Origin of the sequence: Massilia sp. Dwa41.01b (assembly GCF_014171775.1) — a bacterium.
Classification (GTDB): Bacteria; Pseudomonadota; Gammaproteobacteria; order Burkholderiales; family Burkholderiaceae_D; genus Telluria.
Window position 1 is genome coordinate 4332540 of sequence record NZ_CP050454.1, and the last position, 17966, is coordinate 4350505.

Annotated in this window: 19 protein-coding genes, 1 other RNA gene and 2 pseudogenes; 11 read left to right on the forward strand and 11 right to left on the reverse strand. The window is 63.7% G+C overall.

Annotated features, from left to right (window positions below; genetic code table 11):
* Nucleotides 1–155: 155 nt before the first annotated feature.
* Complete coding sequence (locus G4G28_RS19955) at nt 156–1352, forward strand: PAS domain-containing sensor histidine kinase (protein WP_182989615.1); 1197 nt, start codon at nt 156–158, stop codon at nt 1350–1352.
* A gap of 25 nt (nt 1353–1377) precedes the next feature.
* On the opposite strand, the gene ilvD is transcribed toward G4G28_RS19955, so the two are convergent.
* Nucleotides 1378–3063 carry a dihydroxy-acid dehydratase gene (gene ilvD / locus G4G28_RS19960; protein ID WP_183107750.1) on the reverse strand — a complete coding sequence of 562 codons (1686 nt, stop codon included), beginning with the start codon at nt 3061–3063 and terminating at the stop codon, nt 1378–1380.
* 124 nt (nt 3064–3187) lie between these two features.
* On the opposite strand from ilvD, the pseudogene G4G28_RS19965 reads away from it, so the two are divergent.
* Together G4G28_RS19965 and lgt are read left to right on the forward strand one after the other, a co-directional pair.
* Nucleotides 3188–4074, forward strand: a pseudogene (locus G4G28_RS19965) (LysR family transcriptional regulator).
* Nucleotides 4075–4917 carry a prolipoprotein diacylglyceryl transferase gene (lgt, locus tag G4G28_RS19970; RefSeq protein ID WP_182989617.1) on the forward strand — a complete coding sequence of 281 codons (843 nt, stop codon included), beginning with the start codon at nt 4075–4077 and terminating at the stop codon, nt 4915–4917.
* Nucleotides 4918–5093: 176 nt separating this feature from the next.
* On the opposite strand, the gene G4G28_RS19975 is transcribed toward lgt, so the two are convergent.
* From G4G28_RS19975 to G4G28_RS20015, 9 genes are all read right to left on the reverse strand, one after another.
* Nucleotides 5094–5894, reverse strand: coding sequence for a sulfite exporter TauE/SafE family protein (locus G4G28_RS19975; RefSeq protein ID WP_182989618.1), 801 nt, complete (start codon nt 5892–5894; stop codon nt 5094–5096).
* A gap of 875 nt (nt 5895–6769) precedes the next feature.
* Entirely contained in the window at nt 6770–7162 is a 393-nt protein-coding gene (locus G4G28_RS19980) for an ankyrin repeat domain-containing protein (RefSeq protein ID WP_182989619.1), read from the reverse strand.
* 21 nt (nt 7163–7183) lie between these two features.
* Nucleotides 7184–7522, reverse strand: coding sequence for a rhodanese-like domain-containing protein (locus G4G28_RS19985; protein ID WP_182989620.1), 339 nt, complete (start codon nt 7520–7522; stop codon nt 7184–7186).
* 10 nt (nt 7523–7532) lie between these two features.
* Nucleotides 7533–7679, reverse strand: a complete 147-nt coding sequence (locus G4G28_RS19990) for a hypothetical protein (protein ID WP_183107751.1) — start codon at nt 7677–7679, stop codon at nt 7533–7535.
* Nucleotides 7680–7928: 249 nt separating this feature from the next.
* The gene (locus tag G4G28_RS19995; RefSeq protein ID WP_182989622.1) at nt 7929–8243 is read right to left on the reverse strand and encodes a metalloregulator ArsR/SmtB family transcription factor; all 315 of its coding nucleotides are present in this window, start codon (nt 8241–8243) and stop codon (nt 7929–7931) included.
* 68 nt (nt 8244–8311) lie between these two features.
* Entirely contained in the window at nt 8312–8779 is a 468-nt protein-coding gene (locus tag G4G28_RS20000) for an EVE domain-containing protein (RefSeq protein ID WP_182989623.1), read from the reverse strand.
* Between the two features lie 115 nt (nt 8780–8894).
* Nucleotides 8895–9075, reverse strand: a non-coding RNA gene (gene ssrS, locus G4G28_RS20005) — 6S RNA.
* 46 nt (nt 9076–9121) lie between these two features.
* Nucleotides 9122–9433: a cell division protein ZapA gene (locus G4G28_RS20010; protein WP_182989624.1), complete on the reverse strand. Its 312-nt coding sequence runs from the start codon at nt 9431–9433 to the stop codon at nt 9122–9124.
* Nucleotides 9430–9684: a hypothetical protein gene (locus G4G28_RS20015; protein WP_182989625.1), complete on the reverse strand. Its 255-nt coding sequence runs from the start codon at nt 9682–9684 to the stop codon at nt 9430–9432. Before G4G28_RS20015 ends, G4G28_RS20010 begins: the two co-directional genes overlap by 4 nt.
* Before the next feature lie 468 nt (nt 9685–10152).
* Here G4G28_RS20015 and G4G28_RS20020 point away from each other — a divergent pair, with 468 nt between their 5' ends.
* From G4G28_RS20020 to G4G28_RS20030, 3 genes are all read left to right on the forward strand, one after another.
* On the forward strand, nt 10153–10443 hold the full coding sequence (locus G4G28_RS20020) for a co-chaperone GroES (RefSeq protein WP_182989626.1): 291 nt from the start codon (nt 10153–10155) through the stop codon (nt 10441–10443).
* A gap of 64 nt (nt 10444–10507) precedes the next feature.
* A complete protein-coding gene (groL, locus tag G4G28_RS20025; RefSeq protein ID WP_182989627.1) occupies nt 10508–12154 on the forward strand; it encodes a chaperonin GroEL in 1647 nt (548 codons plus the stop codon).
* A 98-nt stretch (nt 12155–12252) separates the two neighbouring features.
* A complete protein-coding gene (locus tag G4G28_RS20030) occupies nt 12253–12669 on the forward strand; it encodes a hypothetical protein (protein ID WP_182989628.1) in 417 nt (138 codons plus the stop codon).
* A 183-nt stretch (nt 12670–12852) separates the two neighbouring features.
* Here G4G28_RS20030 and G4G28_RS20035 read toward each other — a convergent pair whose 3' ends face one another.
* The gene (locus G4G28_RS20035; protein WP_182989629.1) at nt 12853–13224 is read right to left on the reverse strand and encodes a DUF5329 domain-containing protein; all 372 of its coding nucleotides are present in this window, start codon (nt 13222–13224) and stop codon (nt 12853–12855) included.
* A gap of 169 nt (nt 13225–13393) precedes the next feature.
* Here G4G28_RS20035 and G4G28_RS20040 point away from each other — a divergent pair, with 169 nt between their 5' ends.
* The 5 genes and pseudogenes from G4G28_RS20040 to creD all read left to right on the forward strand — a co-directional run bounded on the left by G4G28_RS20040 (nt 13394) and on the right by creD (nt 17920).
* Complete coding sequence (locus tag G4G28_RS20040; RefSeq protein WP_182989630.1) at nt 13394–13732, forward strand: hypothetical protein; 339 nt, start codon at nt 13394–13396, stop codon at nt 13730–13732.
* Between the two features lie 58 nt (nt 13733–13790).
* Nucleotides 13791–14264 (forward strand): hypothetical protein, encoded by a 474-nt coding sequence (locus G4G28_RS20045; protein WP_183107752.1) that lies wholly within the window; start codon nt 13791–13793, stop codon nt 14262–14264.
* Nucleotides 14265–14344: 80 nt separating this feature from the next.
* Nucleotides 14345–15036, forward strand: a pseudogene (creB, locus tag G4G28_RS20050) (two-component system response regulator CreB).
* Nucleotides 15033–16451, forward strand: a complete 1419-nt coding sequence (creC, locus tag G4G28_RS20055; RefSeq protein WP_182989632.1) for a two-component system sensor histidine kinase CreC — start codon at nt 15033–15035, stop codon at nt 16449–16451. The pseudogene creB and the gene creC overlap by 4 nt, the downstream one beginning before the upstream one ends.
* 104 nt (nt 16452–16555) lie before the next feature.
* Complete coding sequence (gene creD / locus G4G28_RS20060) at nt 16556–17920, forward strand: cell envelope integrity protein CreD (RefSeq protein ID WP_182989633.1); 1365 nt, start codon at nt 16556–16558, stop codon at nt 17918–17920.
* Nucleotides 17921–17966 lie beyond the last annotated feature (46 nt).

Here is a 17966-nt window from a genome sequence, read left to right on the forward strand (position 1 = left end):
TTCTTCCAGCAAAGAAATCAGCCACCGTTCAAACGGAAGCCGCCGCCTGGCGAATGCCGATATGATATCGACATCGAAAGCCAGGCCGGCGCATCCCGCCCTCCGTGCAGACCTGACTCGTCATCCATGCAAGGCGCAGGCGCGCGAGGACGGATATGAGCACCGGATCGACCACCCACTGGACCGACGACCAGGCAGCCGCGTTCTCGACGCTGATGCTGCGGGAGACGCGCCAGCATGGGGTCCTGTTCTACGACGACGACCTGCGCATCACCGGCTGGAATGCCGGCGCCCACCTCATTACCGGCTGGTGTGCCGCTGAGCTGATCGGCCAGTCGATCGGGATGCTGTTCGTTCCCGAAGACCGCGAGCGCAAGCTGCACGAGCACGAGGCAAACACCACGCGCACGGTCGGCGTCGCCGAAAACGAGCGCTGGCACATCCGCAAGGACGGGTCGCGTTTCTGGTCGAGCGGCATTTCGGTGCCGATGGCGCTGGAGGACGGTACCTCCGGCTTCGTCAAGGTATTCCGCGATGCCACCCACCTGCGCGCCCGCATGAAGTACCTCGAGAACGTGCTGCAGGAACACGCTGTCCAGCGCCACGAAAACAATGTCTTCATCGGCACCATCGCCCATGAGATGCGCAATCCGCTGTCGCCGCTGAAGACGGCGCTCGAGCTGATGAAGCGGCTGCCCGACGAAGACACCCGCTATGCGCAGCCGATCCGCATCATGGACCGGCAGGTCAATTTCCTCGAACGGCTGGTGGAAGACCTGGTCGACCTGACCCGCGTCCAGGCCGGCAAGATGAACATGCGCTACGAATGGGTGCGGCTGCAGGACTGCGTGCAGGAAGCCATCGACAGCTGCCGCCAGGCTGCCCTGCTCAAGGGAATGAAGCTGCACCAGGTGCTGCCGTCGGTGGCGATCGATATCGAGGTCGACCCCAGGCGCCTGCTGCAGGTGGTGGTCAACCTCCTCAACAACGCGATCAAGTACACCCCGCAAGGCGGCGATATCTGGGTCAGCGCCAATGCCGACCAGACCCACTTCCTGTGCTACGTGAAGGACAACGGCCAGGGCATCGCGCCCGACCTGCTGCCGCGCATCTTCGAGGTCTTCACCCAGGCCGACAACACGCGCGCCGAGCGCGGTACCGGGCTCGGCATCGGCCTGGCGGTGGTGCGCGAAATCGTCGCGCTGCACCAGGGCACGATCGAAGTGCGCAGCGAGGGCATAGGCAAGGGCAGCGAGTTCATCGTGCGTATCCCGCTGCACCAGCCGCATGGTTCGGAAAGCGAGCCGCTGCCCGCGCCTGGCGAGGCGGTGCCGGTACCGCCCCACCCTTGAGGCTGGACGCGGCCGGCGGTTCCGGTCAGCCCGTCACGGCGCCGCGGCTCGCACTCGAGGTCAGCGCCGCGAACTTCGCCAGCACCCCGCGCGTGTAGCGCGGCGCCGGCCGCGTCCAGGCGGCCCGGCGGCGCGCGATTTCTTCATCCGGCACGTTCAGCTGGATCAGCAAGGCATTCGCATCGATCGTCACCGAATCGCCCTCCTCCACCAGCGCGATCGTCCCGCCCTCGAAGGCTTCGGGCGACACGTGCCCGACCACCATGCCCCAGGTACCGCCCGAGAAACGCCCGTCGGTGATCAGGCCGACCGATTCGCCCAGGCCCTTGCCGATCAGGGCGCCCGTCGGTGCCAGCATTTCCGGCATGCCGGGCCCGCCCTTCGGGCCGAGGTAGCGCAGCACCAGCACGTCGCCGGCCTGGATGCGGTTGCCCAGGATGGCATCCATCGCCGTGTATTCGTCGTCGAAGACGCGCGCCGGGCCGGTGATGGCCGGGTTCTTCAGGCCGGTGATTTTCGCTACCGCGCCTTCTGGCGACAGGTTCCCTTTCAGGATGGCCAGGTGGCCCTGGGCGTACAGGGCGCGGTCGATGCTGCGGATGACGTCCTGGCCGGCGGGGGGGACGCTTGGCACGCCTTCCAGTTCCTCGGCCAGCGTGCGGCCGGTGATGGTGATGCAGTCGCCATGCAGGAGGCCTGCATCGAGCAGCAGCTTCATCACCTGCGGCACGCCGCCGGCCTTGTGCAGGTCGGTCGCGACATACTGGCCGGACGGTTTGAGGTTGCAGATCACGGGAACCTTGCGGCGCACGCGTTCGAAGTCTTCCAGCGTCCATTCGACGTCGGCGGCATGGGCAATGGCGAGATAGTGCAGCACGGCGTTGGTCGAGCCGCCGGTGGCCATGATCAGGGACACCGCGTTCTCGATCGATTCACGGGTGATGATGTCGCGCGGTTTGAGGTCGCGTTTGACGGCTTCCACCAGCACGCGCGCGGACTCGGCACACGAGCCCACCTTCTCGTCGTCCGGGTTGGCCATCGTCGACGAATACATCAGCGACATCCCGAGCGCCTCGAAAGACGAGGACATGGTGTTGGCCGTGTACATGCCGCCGCAGGACCCGGACGAGGGACAGGCGTTGCGCTCGATGCCGTCGAAGTCCTCCTGGCTCATGCGCCCGGCCGTGAATTCGCCGACCGCTTCGAAGGACGAGACGATGGTGAGGTCCTTGCCTTTCCAGTGGCCCGGCTTGATCGTGCCGCCGTACACGTAGATGCCCGGCACGTTCGCGCGCGCCAGCGCGATCATCCCGCCGGGCATGTTCTTGTCGCAGCCGCCGATGACGACCACGCCGTCCATCCATTGGCCATTCACGCAGGTCTCGATGCAGTCGGCGATGACTTCGCGCGAGATCAGCGAAAACTTCATGCCCTCGGTACCCATCGACATGCCGTCGGAAATGGTGGGCGTGCCGAACACCTGGGGATTGGCGCCGGCCTCCTTGACGGTAGCCACCGCGATGTCGGCCAGCTTCTGCAGGCCGGAATTGCAGGGCGTGATGGTCGAGTGGCCGTTGGCGACGCCGATCATCGGCTTGTCGAAGTCTTCCTTCTGGTAGCCCATCGCGTAGTACATCGAGCGGTTCGGGCTGCGGGCGACGCCCTCGGTGATGTTGCGCGATCGGCGGTTGTAGCGCGGCTGGTCGGCCATGGCGGACTCCTTATCAAGACGTTCCAGAATAGGTTGCGCGATTCGGTGCGTCAAATATAAGATTGGCACTGCTGTGATATGCACCGCATATCAATGAGCTCGATAACCAAGGAATCCCATATCGATGAACGTCGAATTGCGCCAGCTGCGCTATTTCGTCGCCGTCGCCGAAGAACTCCACTTCGGCCGTGCCGCGGCGCGCCTGCACATGACCCAGCCGCCGCTGTCGCAGGCGATTGCCCTGCTCGAGGAGCAGCTGGGCGCGCCGCTGTTCCTGCGCACGCGCCGGCAGGTGGAACTGACGCCGGCGGGAGCCGCCCTGCTGCCGGAAGCGCGCCGCCTGCTGGCCGGCGCGGCGGAACTCCGGAACTCGTGCGCCGCGCCGCCAGCGGCGAATCGGGCCGCCTGGCCCTCTCCTTCGTCACCCCGGCCGACTACAGCGTGCTGCCGCCGCTGCTGCGCGACTACCGCGCCGCCTTCCCCGGCGTACAGCTGGTGCTGCAGGAAGCGACCACCGACGTGCAGGTCGATGAACTGCTCCACGGACGCATCGACGCGGGCCTCGTGATCGCGCCCCTGCCTGAACCCGCACTGGCCGTGCTCGACACCCTGACGCTGCTGGAGGAACCGCTGGTGCTATGCGCACCGTCCGGCCTGCTGCCGGCAGGGAGCATCGCCGATCTGCGCGCCCTGCCGGCGCTACCCCTGGTGATTTTCCCGCGCAAGAGCGCCCCAGGCCTCTACGACGCCATCATCGAATGCTTCCATGCCGCCGGCATCACGCCCGTCATCGGCCAGGAAGCGATCCAGATGCAGACCATCGTCAGCCTGGTGTCGGGTAGCATGGGCTTGGCACTTGTGCCACAATCCGTGTCTAACCTGAAACGCCCTGGCGTCGACTACCACCCGCTCGCGAACCCGACGCCGCTCGTCGCCCTGGGCGTGTGCTGGCGCCGCGACAACGACTCTCCCGTCCTGCGCGGCTTTCTGGACTTACTGAGGAAAAGATAAATGCTGGTACACCCGAACCCGAACCCGATCGCGTTTTCCATCGGCCCCGTGGACATCCACTGGTACGGCCTGATGTACGTGGTCGCGTTCGCGCTGTTCCTGATGCTGGGACGCGTGCGCATCAAGCAGCCGCACATCGCCGCGCAGGGCTGGAAGGCGCAGGACCTGGACGACATGCTGTTCTACGGGATGCTCGGGGTCGTGATCGGCGGGCGCCTGGGCGAAGTGCTGTTCTACCAGCCCGCGCACTTCCTGGCCAATCCGCTCGAAATCTTCCAGACCTGGAAGGGCGGCATGTCCTTCCATGGCGGCTTCCTCGGCGTGATGATCGCGATGGCGCTGTGGGCAAGGAAGGCCAAGCGCAACCTGTTCGACGTGTACGACTTCATCGCGCCGATGGTCCCGCTCGGCTACGCCGCCGGCCGCCTGGGCAATTTCATCAACCACGAACTGCCGGGCCGCGTTGCCGACCCGAGCCTGCCCTGGGCCATGCTCTGGCCCGACGGCTCCGGCACGAGCTGGCTCGACGGCCTGCGCCACCCCTCGCCGCTGTACCAGATGATCGTCGACGGCATCCTGGTCTTCCTGATCCTGTGGCCCTTCGCCCGCAAGGCGCGCCCGCGCCTGGCCGTCGGCGCCCTGTTCACGCTGCTCTACGGCTGCGCGCGCACCTTCACCGAATTCTTCCGCGTGCCGGACTGGGAACGCGTGATTGCCGGCGTGCCGATCACCTCGGGCCAGGCGCTGTCGCTGCCGATGATCCTGGCGGGACTGGCGATGCTGGCCTGGGCGTATTCGCGTGAAAACCGTAGGGTGGGCGGCTCCACCGTCACGCAGGAATGACCTGCGGACTCGGGGCCGCCCACGCGTTCAACCAGCGTAAGCGCAGCCGCAGACCGCAGTTTCAAGCGGCGCCGACAAGCGGCGCCGACAAGCGGCGCGGTTCGGCGAGTGTGGATTGAACGCGTAGGCGGCGCATACGTCGCGCCGGTGCATACGCCACGGTCGAGCCGCCTACCCTACGCCGCTTTCCAGAACATATATGCCGCCAAGGCATACAGGATCACCGCAAACACCTTCTGCAACTGCCGCACCGGCATCCGGTGCGCTGTCCTTGCCCCCAGCGGCGCGAGCGTCACGCTGGCCGCGACGATGATCAACAAGGCCGGCACATAGATATAGCCCAGCGAATACTGCGGCAAGCCTGGCTCGCCCCAGCCATAGAACACGTTCGCCAGCGTTCCGGCCAGCGCGATCGGAAAGCCGAGTGCGGCGCTCGTGGCCACGGCATTGTGGATGCGCACGTTACACCAGGTCATGAAGGGCACGGAAATGAAGCCGCCGCCCGCCCCCACCAGCCCTGACAGGATGCCGATGACGCCGCCCATGGCGAACATGCCGGGCGCCGCAGGCAGTTCGCGCGCGGCCGCCGGCTTTTTACCGATCAGCATCTGCGTCGCCGAAAAAGCGACGAAGGCGCCAAAGAAGAAGGCGAGTACGGAAGTCGGCATCTGCTTGCCGATCCACGGCCCGACCGTCGAGCCGAGCACGATGCCGGGAGCGAGGAGGCGCACGACCGGCCACAGGACGGCGCCGTGCTTGTGGTGGGCGCGGACCGAGGACAGCGAGGTGAACATGATGGTGCCGAGCGAGGTGGCGATCGCCATGTGGACGACCAGTTCATCGGGGAAACCGCGCGCCGTGAAGATCATCGTGATGAAGGGCACCAGCACCATGCCGCCGCCGATGCCGAGCAGGCCCGCGGCGAAGCCACCGAAGCAGCCCATCGCCAGCAGGGCCAGGATCAGGAGCGGGTCCATGCGGCCTCCGCGCAAGCCAGCCTCGCACGCGCTCGCCTTGCGCAGGAACCCATGTCAGCGGCACGTGCCGCAGCAGACCTCCTTGAATCAGAAACCATTGCCGCCGTTACCTCGTAACAAAAACGGCAGGATACCAGACGGTGGCTGCCCAGCAGCCTGCTTGTGCTGTTCAAGCGTAGTCCGTCGGCTGACCTGAAAGCGACTAACAAACTTCTTGCTTGCCTTTGCAGCAACATCGTACACTGATCCATTCAGAGCGTCTGCTTTCGGCCTATTGTGTTGAAAAAGTCGGATGGCAACCTTTAAAGCGGATTTTCGGTAGTGTCGACAGTCCGAATGCCTCGCGTTCGTGCCAGGGTGATCGTTTTGGACAGTCGAGTTACCGATCCTTCGTTTCCAACCGACACTGGAGCCGAGTTTTTCAACACAATAGGCCACAAGCGGACATTACATACTCAGTCATAAGGGCATGGATCTATGAGCGCAACGGTTGCCAGTCTGAAGAGCGTTATGAGTGTTCGCTTGTCGATGTTGGACAGCGGATTGATAAGTCCACCTCCTGCCGTTGCCGATGCTACTCGCCTACTGGTGGCTAAACTCTGCCTGCTCGATCCTACTGAAAGAATTGAAGTTCGGGTGTCTAAGAATCCATTTCAAGCCCAATACATCAGGGCTAAGACGAATGAAATCCTTGCGAATTTTTCGGCTGACATCGATGACAGTGGTTCGTGAACGTCTGCAATGGGTTGAAAGCGGACGCTACAATACGTTCATCAGCTTTCCTTTTGCTACCCTGCATGCTCATCTGTTAGAGGCACACCAGGAGATTTTGTTAGGCCTTCCCCGTCTTTGTCCGACCCGTTCTTCCTGAGATATCAACGCTTTCTCTCTTTCGTTCCGGCCGCCTTTACAAGGAGACCCACAATGGCATCGGACGCTGATACATTTCTCGCGTAATCCACAACCTGTCGTTCATAACCATTAGGTATGCGCGGATCGGCACCTGCCTTCAGAAGAAATGACACTACTTCCGGGTTACCGCCCATTACCGCATTGAATAATGGCGTGGCACCTCGATCACCCCTGGCGTTGACATCCGCTCCGGCAGCGACAAGCACTTTGACAGCAGCGAAATCTCCCCAACTACACACCGTATGCAGCACCGTATCGTTCATGAAATTGCGTTGGTCAAACCGGGCAATCTCGATGCCATACCAGGCGCCTGTCTGGCCGCAGTGGCGATAGACCTCCTGAATCGTTTTGATCATGCGTGACGATGAAGCACCGGCTCAGCTCCCGCTGTCGACCGGCAGGCCGGCACTGACCCAGCCAGTGATCCCCGCCGCCATCACCTGGACGTTCGCATAACCGAGCTTTTCGGCACGGCGTGCCGCCTGCGGCGCCTTGCGGCACAGCGGATTGGAACAATAGAACACGAGCGGCGTGGCATGGTCTGGCGGTAGCAGCGCGGCGTCGAAATCCGGTGCCAGGTTGATCGCGCCCGGCACGCGCGCCCTCTGCCAGGATTGTGACGCGTTGACGTCGACCACCGTCATTCCATCCCGGCCCAGGCGAGCATGCAGCGCACGCGGAGCGATCCCTTTCAAACCCATCAGCATGGCAAACATGGCGGTCTCCTTAGCCGCGCGCGGCGTTGGTGCCAACACCCAGGCAGCGCAGGAAGGCGGCTGCCACCGCCACGGCAAGAATGCCCCCGCCAACCAGATGCATGATGTCGAAAGGCGCGAACAGCGCGGCCAGCATGTAGCCGAGGCCGCCCAGCACCAGGCTCCAGCCGGCGAAGCGGCGCGCGGCCTGTTCCCGCGCAGGGTCGCAGCGCAGCCTTGCCAGCGAGGTCAGCGATTTCGGAATGACGTTCGCGTGAGGCCACGACCACGGCGCCCAGCAGCACCCCGACCAGGCGCCGCGCCAGGTTGGCGCCGATGTAGTCCGGAGAGGCCCACATCAGTGCAGCCGAGGCTGCGAGAATGAAGGCGGCGGCCAGTAGCGCGCGCAGCAGGGGGGAAGCCGATGTCATGGATGCTCCTTGTTGGAACCGTCAGTGGAACGGCCGTCTTGCGGCCGCGTGACCTGCAAACCAAACGCCTGGGCAAAGCCCAGCAATGCTTCTTCGAGCACCGACAGTTTCAAGCGGTAGGTCACCGTCCTGCCCTGCTTTTCGGCGTCGATCAGCCCCGCATTCACGAGGACGGCAAAGTGCGCCGACATGGTGGGCTTCGACACGTCGAACATGTCGGCCAGCTCCCCTGCGCCAATGGGCCCCTGCTGCAATAGCTGGAGGACCCGGCGGCGGGTGGGATCGGACAAGGCTTTGAATACGTTGCTCATGTGACGATTATTAGCTAATCATCTAACTATCGTCAACAACTTTTGCGTGGGAGTTCGAACATGTCGTTTTAGCTTGGCGTGCGCAGCAGGCGCAGGATGGCGTGCCACTGGCCGGCAGTGACCGGCGAAATCGACAGGCGGCTGCCCTTTTGCAGCAGCACCATGTCTTCCAGCTCGGGCGCCAATCGCATCTCGGCCAGCGGAAGGTAGCGTCCCTTCTCCTGCGCCTGGACGTCGACCGAAATCCAGCGCGGCTGTTCGCGCGTGGCCCTCGGATCGAAATAATGACTGTTCGCGTCGAACTGGGTTTCGTCCGGATACGGGCCGCTCACGACCCGGGCGATGCCGGCCACGCCGGGCACCGCGCAGCTGGAGTGATAGAACAGGATGCCGTCGCCGACCTGCATGGCATCGCGTAGAAAATTCCGCGCCTGGTAATTGCGTACGCCGAACCAGGCCACCGTCTGCTGCGGCGCGGCGAGCACGTCGTCGAAACTGACTTCATCGGGCTCGGATTTCATCAACCAATAGCGCATCGGCGGCTGCTTTCGAAACAAGAAGTGGTAATGGGAACCGGGCACCCGCGCGAAAAAGCGTGCGCCCATAAAAAAACGGCTGCGAGGCATAAACGCCCGCAACCGCTTTCTGGAATATAGCCCCGCCTGTGCCGTTTTTTGCCGGCATCCCGAACCTGATGGCTCAAGGTGGTCGCAGTCAATCCAATTTCGGGTTCGTCGAACTAGCGACGCTCACGCCCATCGAACATATCCCGCAACCTATGCATGTAAATGGTTCAAGGAATATATGGCAATCTCGAACACCGCAGGGTGCCTCGCAGTTTACTCGCTTGAAGCCGTGTGTCAAACGAATTTGAGCGGTCAGGACAGATTTTGTTGCGGTGCCAGGGCGGCGTCGAGGACGGTGTGCATCGCTTCCAGTTTCTGCTTGACTTCGAGCATCGACATGTCCGACAGCGGGCCTTGCGGCGACTTGACCGACAGGAATTCGGCAGCGACGCTGAGGGCGGCCATGACGGCGATGCGGTCGTTGCCCTTGACCTTGCCCGAGTCGCGCAGCGCCGTCATCTTGCCGTCGAGGTAGCGCACGGCGTCGCGCAGCGTGGCCTGCTCGCCTTCCTTGCAGGCCAGGCGATACGGCTGGCCCATGATGGTGACGTCCAGGTAAATCATCGGGTGGCCTCGCTGTCGACGGGTTCGGCGTCTTCCGCAGTTTCCGCATCGTCTTCCTGCGGCGCGGGCAGCTGGGCGATCACGGCTTCCACGCGGCGCTGGGCTTCGCCCAGGCGCTCCACGAAGGCCATGTTCTCTTCGCTCAGCAGCTTGTTGGTCTGGCGCAGCACCGCGTTTTCACGGCGCAGCGAACCAACGAGCTCGGCGAGCCGCTCGATCTTGTCGGATAGGTCTTGGAATTCGGAAATCATTCGTAACTATAGGTCCGATCTGGTTGGACAGTCAACATCATAGCGTGCCGTGCGCCCGGCACGGCTGAGTTTGCGCCGCCTGCGGTGCGCCGAGGGTAAACACTGCAGCTGATTCGTTTGCTGCCAGCTGTTTTCTCGCGTTTTTTGATCTTCCTCAACTGCGTGCCAACGGTGCGGCAACGCGGCTGGCATCGGTGCTAGTCTCTGCGCCTTGTGCCTGCGCCATGGCGCGCAGCCGATACGCAGTCAACCCGTTTTCCTGCCCTGCGGCTTTGAGCGGACGCAATCTCGCCAACGTTAAATAAGCAACATGACATCTTGAAATGCCGCATAGTCGTCCCTATAATTAGCACTCGTTAGTAGAGAGTGCTAACAACTCTTTCAGCCGCGGCGCAGCACGATGCGAGCGCGTGGCGGCACCCAAACGAACAAATAGCTAGTCCAAACCACTGATTAAAGGAGTTTTGCATGAACCTTCGCCCTCTGCACGATCGCGTTATCGTCAAGCGTCTCGACCAGGAAACCAAGACTGCCTCGGGCCTGATCATCCCTGATGCAGCGGCTGAAAAGCCGGACCAGGGCGAGATCCTGGCTGTCGGTAACGGCAAGATCCTGGAGAACGGCCAAGTGCGTCCGCTGGAACTGAAAGTCGGCGACCGCGTCCTGTTCGCAAAATACGGCGCACAAACCGTGAAGGTCGACGGCCAGGAACTGCTGGTGATGCGCGAAGACGACATCATGGCCGTGCTGGACAAGTAATCCTCCCGAAAAAGAGCGCCCGCGGGCGTTCTGAATCAGTCAACGAATAATTGGAGAAATAAACATGGCAGCTAAAGAAGTAATTTTCGGCGACGCAGCGCGCGCCAAGATGGTTGAAGGCGTGAACATCCTCGCCAACGCAGTCAAAGTCACCCTGGGCCCGAAAGGCCGCAACGTCGTGCTCGAGCGCTCGTTCGGCTCGCCAACCGTGACCAAGGACGGTGTCTCGGTCGCCAAAGAGATCGAACTCAAAGACAAGCTCATGAACATGGGCGCGCAGATGGTCAAGGAAGTCGCCTCGAAAACCAGCGACAACGCCGGCGACGGCACCACCACCGCGACCGTGCTGGCACAAGCCATCGTGCGCGAAGGCATGAAGTTTGTTGCCGCCGGCATGAACCCGATGGACCTCAAGCGCGGCATCGACAAGGCAGTTGCCGCCACCGTCGAAGAGCTGGCAAAAATCGCCAAGCCATGCACCACCTCGAAAGAAATCGCGCAAGTCGGCGCCATTTCGGCCAACTCCGACTACTCGATCGGCGAGCGCATCGCTGAAGCGATGGAAAAAGTCGGCAAGGAAGGCGTCATCACCGTCGAAGACGGCAAGTCGCTGAACGACGAACTCGACATCGTCGAAGGCATGCAGTTCGACCGCGGCTACCTGTCGCCTTACTTCATCAACAATCCGGACAAGCAAGTCGCGATCCACGACAACCCGTTCGTGCTGCTGTGCGACAAGAAGATCTCGAACATCCGTGACCTGCTGCCGGTGCTCGAGCAAGTTGCCAAGGCCGGCCGTCCGCTGGTCATCATCGCCGAAGACATCGAAGGCGAAGCGCTGGCGACCCTGGTCGTCAACAACATCCGCGGCATCCTGAAGACCGTTGCCGTGAAGGCCCCTGGCTTTGGCGACCGTCGCAAGGCCATGCTGGAAGACATCGCTGTCCTGACCGGCGGCCAGGTCATCGCTGAAGAAGTCGGCCTGACCCTGGAAAAGGTCACCCTGGCAGAACTCGGCCAGGCCAAGCGCGTCGAAGTCGGCAAGGAAAACACCATCATCATCGACGGTGCCGGTTCGGCTGACAACATCGAAGCACGCGTCAAGATGGTGCGTGTCCAGATCGAAGAAGCGACCTCGGACTACGACCGCGAAAAGCTGCAAGAGCGCGTGGCCAAGCTGGCCGGCGGCGTTGCGGTGATCAAGGTTGGCGCTGCCACCGAAGTCGAAATGAAGGAAAAGAAAGCCCGCGTGGAAGACGCGCTGCACGCCACCCGCGCAGCCGTTGAAGAAGGCATCGTGCCAGGCGGCGGCGTCGCCCTGCTGCGTGCCCGCGCCAACCTGCAAGTCAAGGGCGACAACCCTGACCAGGAAGCCGGCATCAAGATCGTCCTGCGCGCAATGGAAGAGCCGCTGCGCATGATCGTCCAGAACGCTGGCGAAGAAGCATCGGTCGTCGTCTCGGCAGTTCTGGGCGGCACCGGCAACTACGGCTACAACGCCGCCAACGGCACCTACGGCGACATGGTCGAAATGGGCGTGCTGGACCCAGCCAAGGTCACCCGTTCGGCCCTGCAGAACGCAGCGTCGATCGCCGGCCTGATGCTCACCACCGACTGCATGGTTTCGGAAATCACCGAAGACAAGCCAGCCGGCGGCATGGGCGGCATGGGTGGCATGGGCGGCATGGGCGGTATGGACGGCATGATGTAATTGTCCTGGGCGCCGGTTCGCCGGCGCCTGCTGCGGCTGTACACTACAAGCCTGCAAGGTTCGCGCCTTGCAGGCTTTTTACTTTTCAAGGATTAACGATGGCGACTGTGTATGCGGAAGACCTGGAAGACGCCGTGCTGATGGTGTCGGAGCCCGGCACGACGGACGCGGCCTGGGTGTCGCTCGATACCGGGCAAGTGCACGTGCGCTCGGCGCTGGTGGAGACGCAGGCCCCCTTGCCGGGCAATATCGACTCATCCGAGCGCTACGTGCCGGTGCCGCATATGCGCACCCTGGCACTTGGACTCGAACTGGTGTTCGATTTCGCCGACGCGGCGATGGAGGACGATGCCGACCGTGTGCGCGAGATGTTCAGGCGCCCCGATGGGTATCGGGATTTCAGCACGCTGGTCGAGGAGCGCGGGCTGGAGGAGCGCTGGCATGATTTCCGTGAAGCGCAAACGCGGGCAGTGCTGGCGGCGTGGTGCGCGCAGCACGGGTTGGAGCTCGGTTAGTCCAGGTAGGTGGGGCTGTTGCCTGTTGGGCCGATGGTACTTTGCATCCGCGTGGGCACTCCGCGCCCACCCTACAGGATGCGCTACGTATCCGGTGTTCACGTGATCTCGCGGTCACCGTAGGGTGGGCGTCTCCAGCCCACGCCGGTTGTCGTTTCCGCAGCCCGCGTACGCCGAAGACTCCTATTTCCGCGCCCGGAACCGCGCCAGTTCCTCCTTCAAATACACCGCACTCGCCACCGGCTTGCCGTCGCCGCATTTCACCTGGTAAGGCCGGCCGCTGGTGCTGCTTTCGCTGGCCGCGCGCGCAATGAACGATTCGGCGTTCGTCACCATGTCGCGCTTGGCGAGGTAATCGTATTTCTGCTGCAGGTGTTCCCTTGCCTTTTCGCCCTCGTGCCAGCTGCCGTTGCGGCTGAACTGGCAGCCTGGCGTGGCCACGTAGTCGAGCAGGTGGTTGATTTCTGCCTGGGCGCGTGTGTCAGGCGCGGCTGCGGCGGCGGTGTGCAGGCCGGCCGCGAGCAGGATGGTGACGGCGAAACGGTATGCTTGCATCGGGATTCCTTGCTGCGCTGGTGAGTGGTCCGCCAAGTCTACCACCGCAGCTTGCCGAATCGCCTCGCACAGCTTGCAAATGCACCCGCTTGCCGCACTGCGCGCGCGACTTGACAGACACGGCCTCGGCACAAGCCTACCGTCCCTGCTCCCAACCCAGGGAGCGATCATGATCAAGGTGACCGGTTATGCGGCCAGACACTCGTTCAGCGGCCTGAAACCGTATGCATTCGAGCGCGAGGAAGCGGGCGCGCTCGAGCCAGTGGCGCCGGTCGACAACATGCAGATGGCGCTCAAGCGCCGCATGGTGGCAGGCTCGCTGATCGGCAAGCTGGCCGGGACCCAGGAGGTGCTGGATTTCTGCGCCGAGCACGACATTGGACCCGAGATCGAGATGATCCGCATCCAGGACATCGACGACGCCTGCAGCAAGGTCGAGAAAGGCGATGTGCGCTTTCGCTATGTCATCGACATGGCCTCGCCGAAGGAGGAAATCGACGCCGCCTGAGATTGCCCGTTGGCCACACATCGGCTAGTATGGGGCCACGTTTTCTGGAGGCTCCATCATGACCACATGCGGCGCACCGACCGCCCTCTTCCGCTTGCTGGCCGGCGCCCTGCTCGCTGCCGGCCTGCTTGCGGGCTGCAAGGACAAGGAAGCGCCCGCCTTGACGCCGGCACCGAAGCCGGCCGTGCAGCCGAAAGCCACGCCGCTCGTGACGCGCGACCAGGCCATCGCCTCCCTGCTGGCGCTGCCTGAAGTAAAGGCCTGGTCGCACGACATCGAAAAGCGCTCGCGCGGCAAGGCCCATGGCGCCATTCTCGAATACGACCCGGCCCCGCGCACCATCAACGGCAGGCAGTACTGGCAGCTCAGTTTTGTCGAGAACCACAAGGACAACGTGCACCGGCGCGAAAGCTTCCTGGTGGCCAAGAACAATGGCGAGATCCTCGTCGAGGATGTCGCCAGCGATGCGGTGATCTCGCTCGACGACTGGCGGCGCGGCATCCGGCGGGTGGAGGCGAAGTCGGCGGACTGATGCCGCGGCCGTGGCGGCGCTGGCGCTGATCGTAACGACGAGTAATTGACGCCCCACCGCCCAGCCACGATACTCCCGGCATGAAAACCATCCTGATCGCCGAAGACGAGCTGGCCATTGCCGACAGCATCGCCTATGCCCTGCGTACCGACGGCTTCGCGGCGCAGCACGTGGGCCTGGGCGAACAGGTGCTGGCCGCCATGCGTAGTGGCGCGCCAGCGCCTGCCCTGGTCGTGCTCGACGTCGGCCTGCCGGACATGAATGGCTTCGAGGTCTGCCGCCAGCTGCGCCAGTTCAGCGACGTTCCCGTCATCTTCCTGACCGCGCGCAGCGACGAAATCGACCGCATCGTCGGCCTGGAAATCGGTGCCGACGATTACGTCACCAAGCCGTTTTCGCCGCGCGAACTGGTGGCACGCATCCGGGTCGTGCTGCGCCGTCTTGCACCTGCCCGGGCACGACGCCGGCCGCGGCGCCCGCTCCGCCGCGCTTCGCCCTGCGCGCGGAAGAGGCGCGCATCCTGTACCGGGGCCAGGCGCTCGAACTGACCCGCTACGAATACCTGCTGCTCAAGGTGCTGATCGAACGGCCCGGCCACGTGCTCTCGCGGGCGCAGCTGATGGACCGGGTCTGGACCGACGCCACCGATACGCTCGAGCGCACGGTGGACGTCCACGTCAAGGCGCTGCGCGCCAAACTGCGCGCCATCGACCCGGACGACGACCCGATCCAGACCCACCGCGGCATGGGCTACAGCCTGGCATTCCGGTGAAGATCGGCCTGCGCATCCTGCTGGGCTACTTCCTGATCGTGGGACTGGCGGCCTGGTTCCTGCTCAACGTGTTCGTCGAGCAGGTCAAGCCGGGCGTGCGCTCGACCCAGGAAGACACGCTGGTCGATACCGCCTACCTGCTCGCCGCACTGGTGGAGGACGAGGTCCGCTCCGGCAAGCTGGAGGAGTCGCGCATGCTGGCGCGCATCCGGGCATTCTCCGGGCGCGACATCGACGTCAGGATCGATGGCCAGCAGAAGAAGGCGCTCGACTATCGCGTGTACATCACCGATGCCGCCGGCAGGGTCGTCTTCGATTCGACGGGACGCGACGTGGGCGCCGACTATTCGCGCTGGAACGACGTCTACCTGACCCTGCGCGGCCGCTATGGCGCGCGCAGCACGCGCGCGGTGCAGGGTGTTGACGCGAGCACCGTCATGCACGTGGCCGCGCCGATCCGCGCCGGCAAGCGGATCATCGGCGTGCTCACGGTGGCCAAGCCCAACTCGGCCGTGCAGCCTTTTGTCGAGCGCAGCCAGCGCACCATCCTGCAGCGCGGCGCCATCCTGCTGCTGTTGTCGCTGCTGATCGGCGTGGGCTTTGCCTGGTGGCTGATGCAGGCATTGGGCAAGCTGATGCGCTACGTCGTCGATGCCGAAGCGGGCAGGAAGGCGCCGCTGCCGGCGCTGGGCAAGAACGAATTCGGCACGCTGGCGCGGGCACTCGGTGCGATGCGCGAAAAGCTCGAGGGCAAGGAGTATGTCGAACAGCTGATGCACACGATGGCGCACGAATTGAAAAGTCCGATCGCGGCCATCCAGGGCTCGGCCGAGCTGCTGCAGGAAGACATGCCGCCCGCCGAACGCCGTCACTTCCTGAACAATATCCTGAACCAGAACGCGCGCCAGAAGCAGTTGATCGACAAGCTGCTCGACCTGGTCAGGGTCGAGAAACAGCAGCAGCTCAGTGCACCGGAGCAGATCGATGTGCAGGCCCTGTGCGCGCAGGTGGCGATGGACTTCGAGCGCAAGGCGGCAAAGGAAAACGTGCACCTGCTGCTCGCGGTCGGCAAGCACACCGTCACTGGCGACGCCCTGCTGCTGCGCCAGGCCCTGGGCAACCTGCTCGACAATGCCATCGATTTTTCTCCGCCTGAAGGAACCGTGTGGATCGCGGCGCGGGAGGGCGGCGGTGCGGTGGAGATCAGTGTTCGCGACAGTGGCGCCGGCATACCGGAATTTGCCCGCGACCGCCTGTTCGAGCGCTTCTATTCGCTGCCGCGCGCCGATGGCGCCAGGAGCACGGGCCTGGGCCTGCCCTTTGTCCGCGAAGTGGTCGCGCTGCACGGCGGCGAGGTCACGGTCGACAACGACAGCCGCGGCGGCGGCTGCGCACTGGTGCGCCTGCCGGCCTGATCGCCGCAGGCAAGCCTGCACGGCGCAGCGCGACTTCACACGAAACACATCGTCAGCACACACAGGCTTCCTACACTGGCGACACCATTTCATAAGGAGTCGTCGTGCAAAGAACACTGTTATTCAAGATCCTCACCATCGTTGGGCTCATCCTGCTCATCTGCGTGCCGCTGACCATGATCGAGAACATGATCGAGACCCGCAGCGCCTACCGGGCCGAGGCCGTCGAGAGCGTCGCCAGCAGTTCGGTGCGCGAGCAGACGGTCGTCGGCCCGGTCCTGGTCATCCAGTACACCGATGACTACGAAGAAAAGGTCGACACCGGCGATCCCGCGGGCAAGGCCGTCGTCAACCGTTCGGTGCAGCGCGAACACCTGGTCTTCCCGAACGATTTGCAAATCAACGGCAAGATCGACACCTTCAAGCGCAAGCGCGGCATCTTCAATGTGCTCTACTACAAGGGCGTGCACGAGATGGCGGGCGAATTCACGGTGCCGAATGAATCCGTGCTGCCGCGCGCCACGACGGGTTCGCGCATCACGGTCAACAGCGCCAAAATCGCCGTCGGCATCGACGACGTGCGCGGCGTGCAGCGCACCCCCAAGCTGAACTGGGACGGCACCGAGATTGGATTTCGCCAGGGTACGGGCCTGCGTTCCCTGCCCAGCGGCCTGCATGCGAACCTGGCGCGCATCTCGCTCGATTCGGCCGACAAGCCGATCCGCTTCCACTTCAGCCTGGCCCTGGACGGGACCGAGCAGCAGCACATCGTCCCGGTCGGGAACAACAACCGCCTGACCATCGCGTCGAACTGGCCGCACCCCGCATTCGGCGGACAGTTCCTGCCGATGCCGGAGGAACAGCCGCAGTCCAGCCCGGGCTTTCGCCGCAGCTGGAACATCTCGAACGTCTCGAACAATTCGCAGGCGCAGCTGGTCGAGCTGGAACGCGCGCCGCAGCGAAGGACCACGGCGCGAACGCGTCCGCATATCGACGCGGTCAGCATCGCCTTCATCGAACCGGTCGATGTCTACACGCTGTCGGCGCGCGCCACCAAGTACGGCCTGCTGTTCGTCGCACTGACCTTCGCCGCCTTCTTCATGTTCGAGATCCTGAAGACCCTGCCGATCCACCCGGTGCAGTACCTGCTGGTTGGCCTGGCGCTGGCGCTGTTCTTCCTGCTGCTCATCGCGCTGTCGGAGCACATCGCCTTCTGGCAGGCCTACCTGGTGGCCAGTGCGGCCTGCATCGTCCTGATCAGCTACTACCTGTCGGCCGTGCTCGCGGACTGGCGCCGCGGCGTGGGCTTCGCATGCGGCCTCACCGCCCTGTATGGTTCCCTGTACGGTTTGCTGGTATCCGAAAACAATGCGCTGGTGCTGGGCAGTCTGCTGCTGTTCGCCATCCTGGGTGCCATCATGGTCGCAACGCGCAAGGTCAACTGGTACCAGATCGGCCAGGCGGCGTAAGCGCAAACGGCGTCCTCGTGCAAGATCGGGCGCCGGCGCTGTTCCA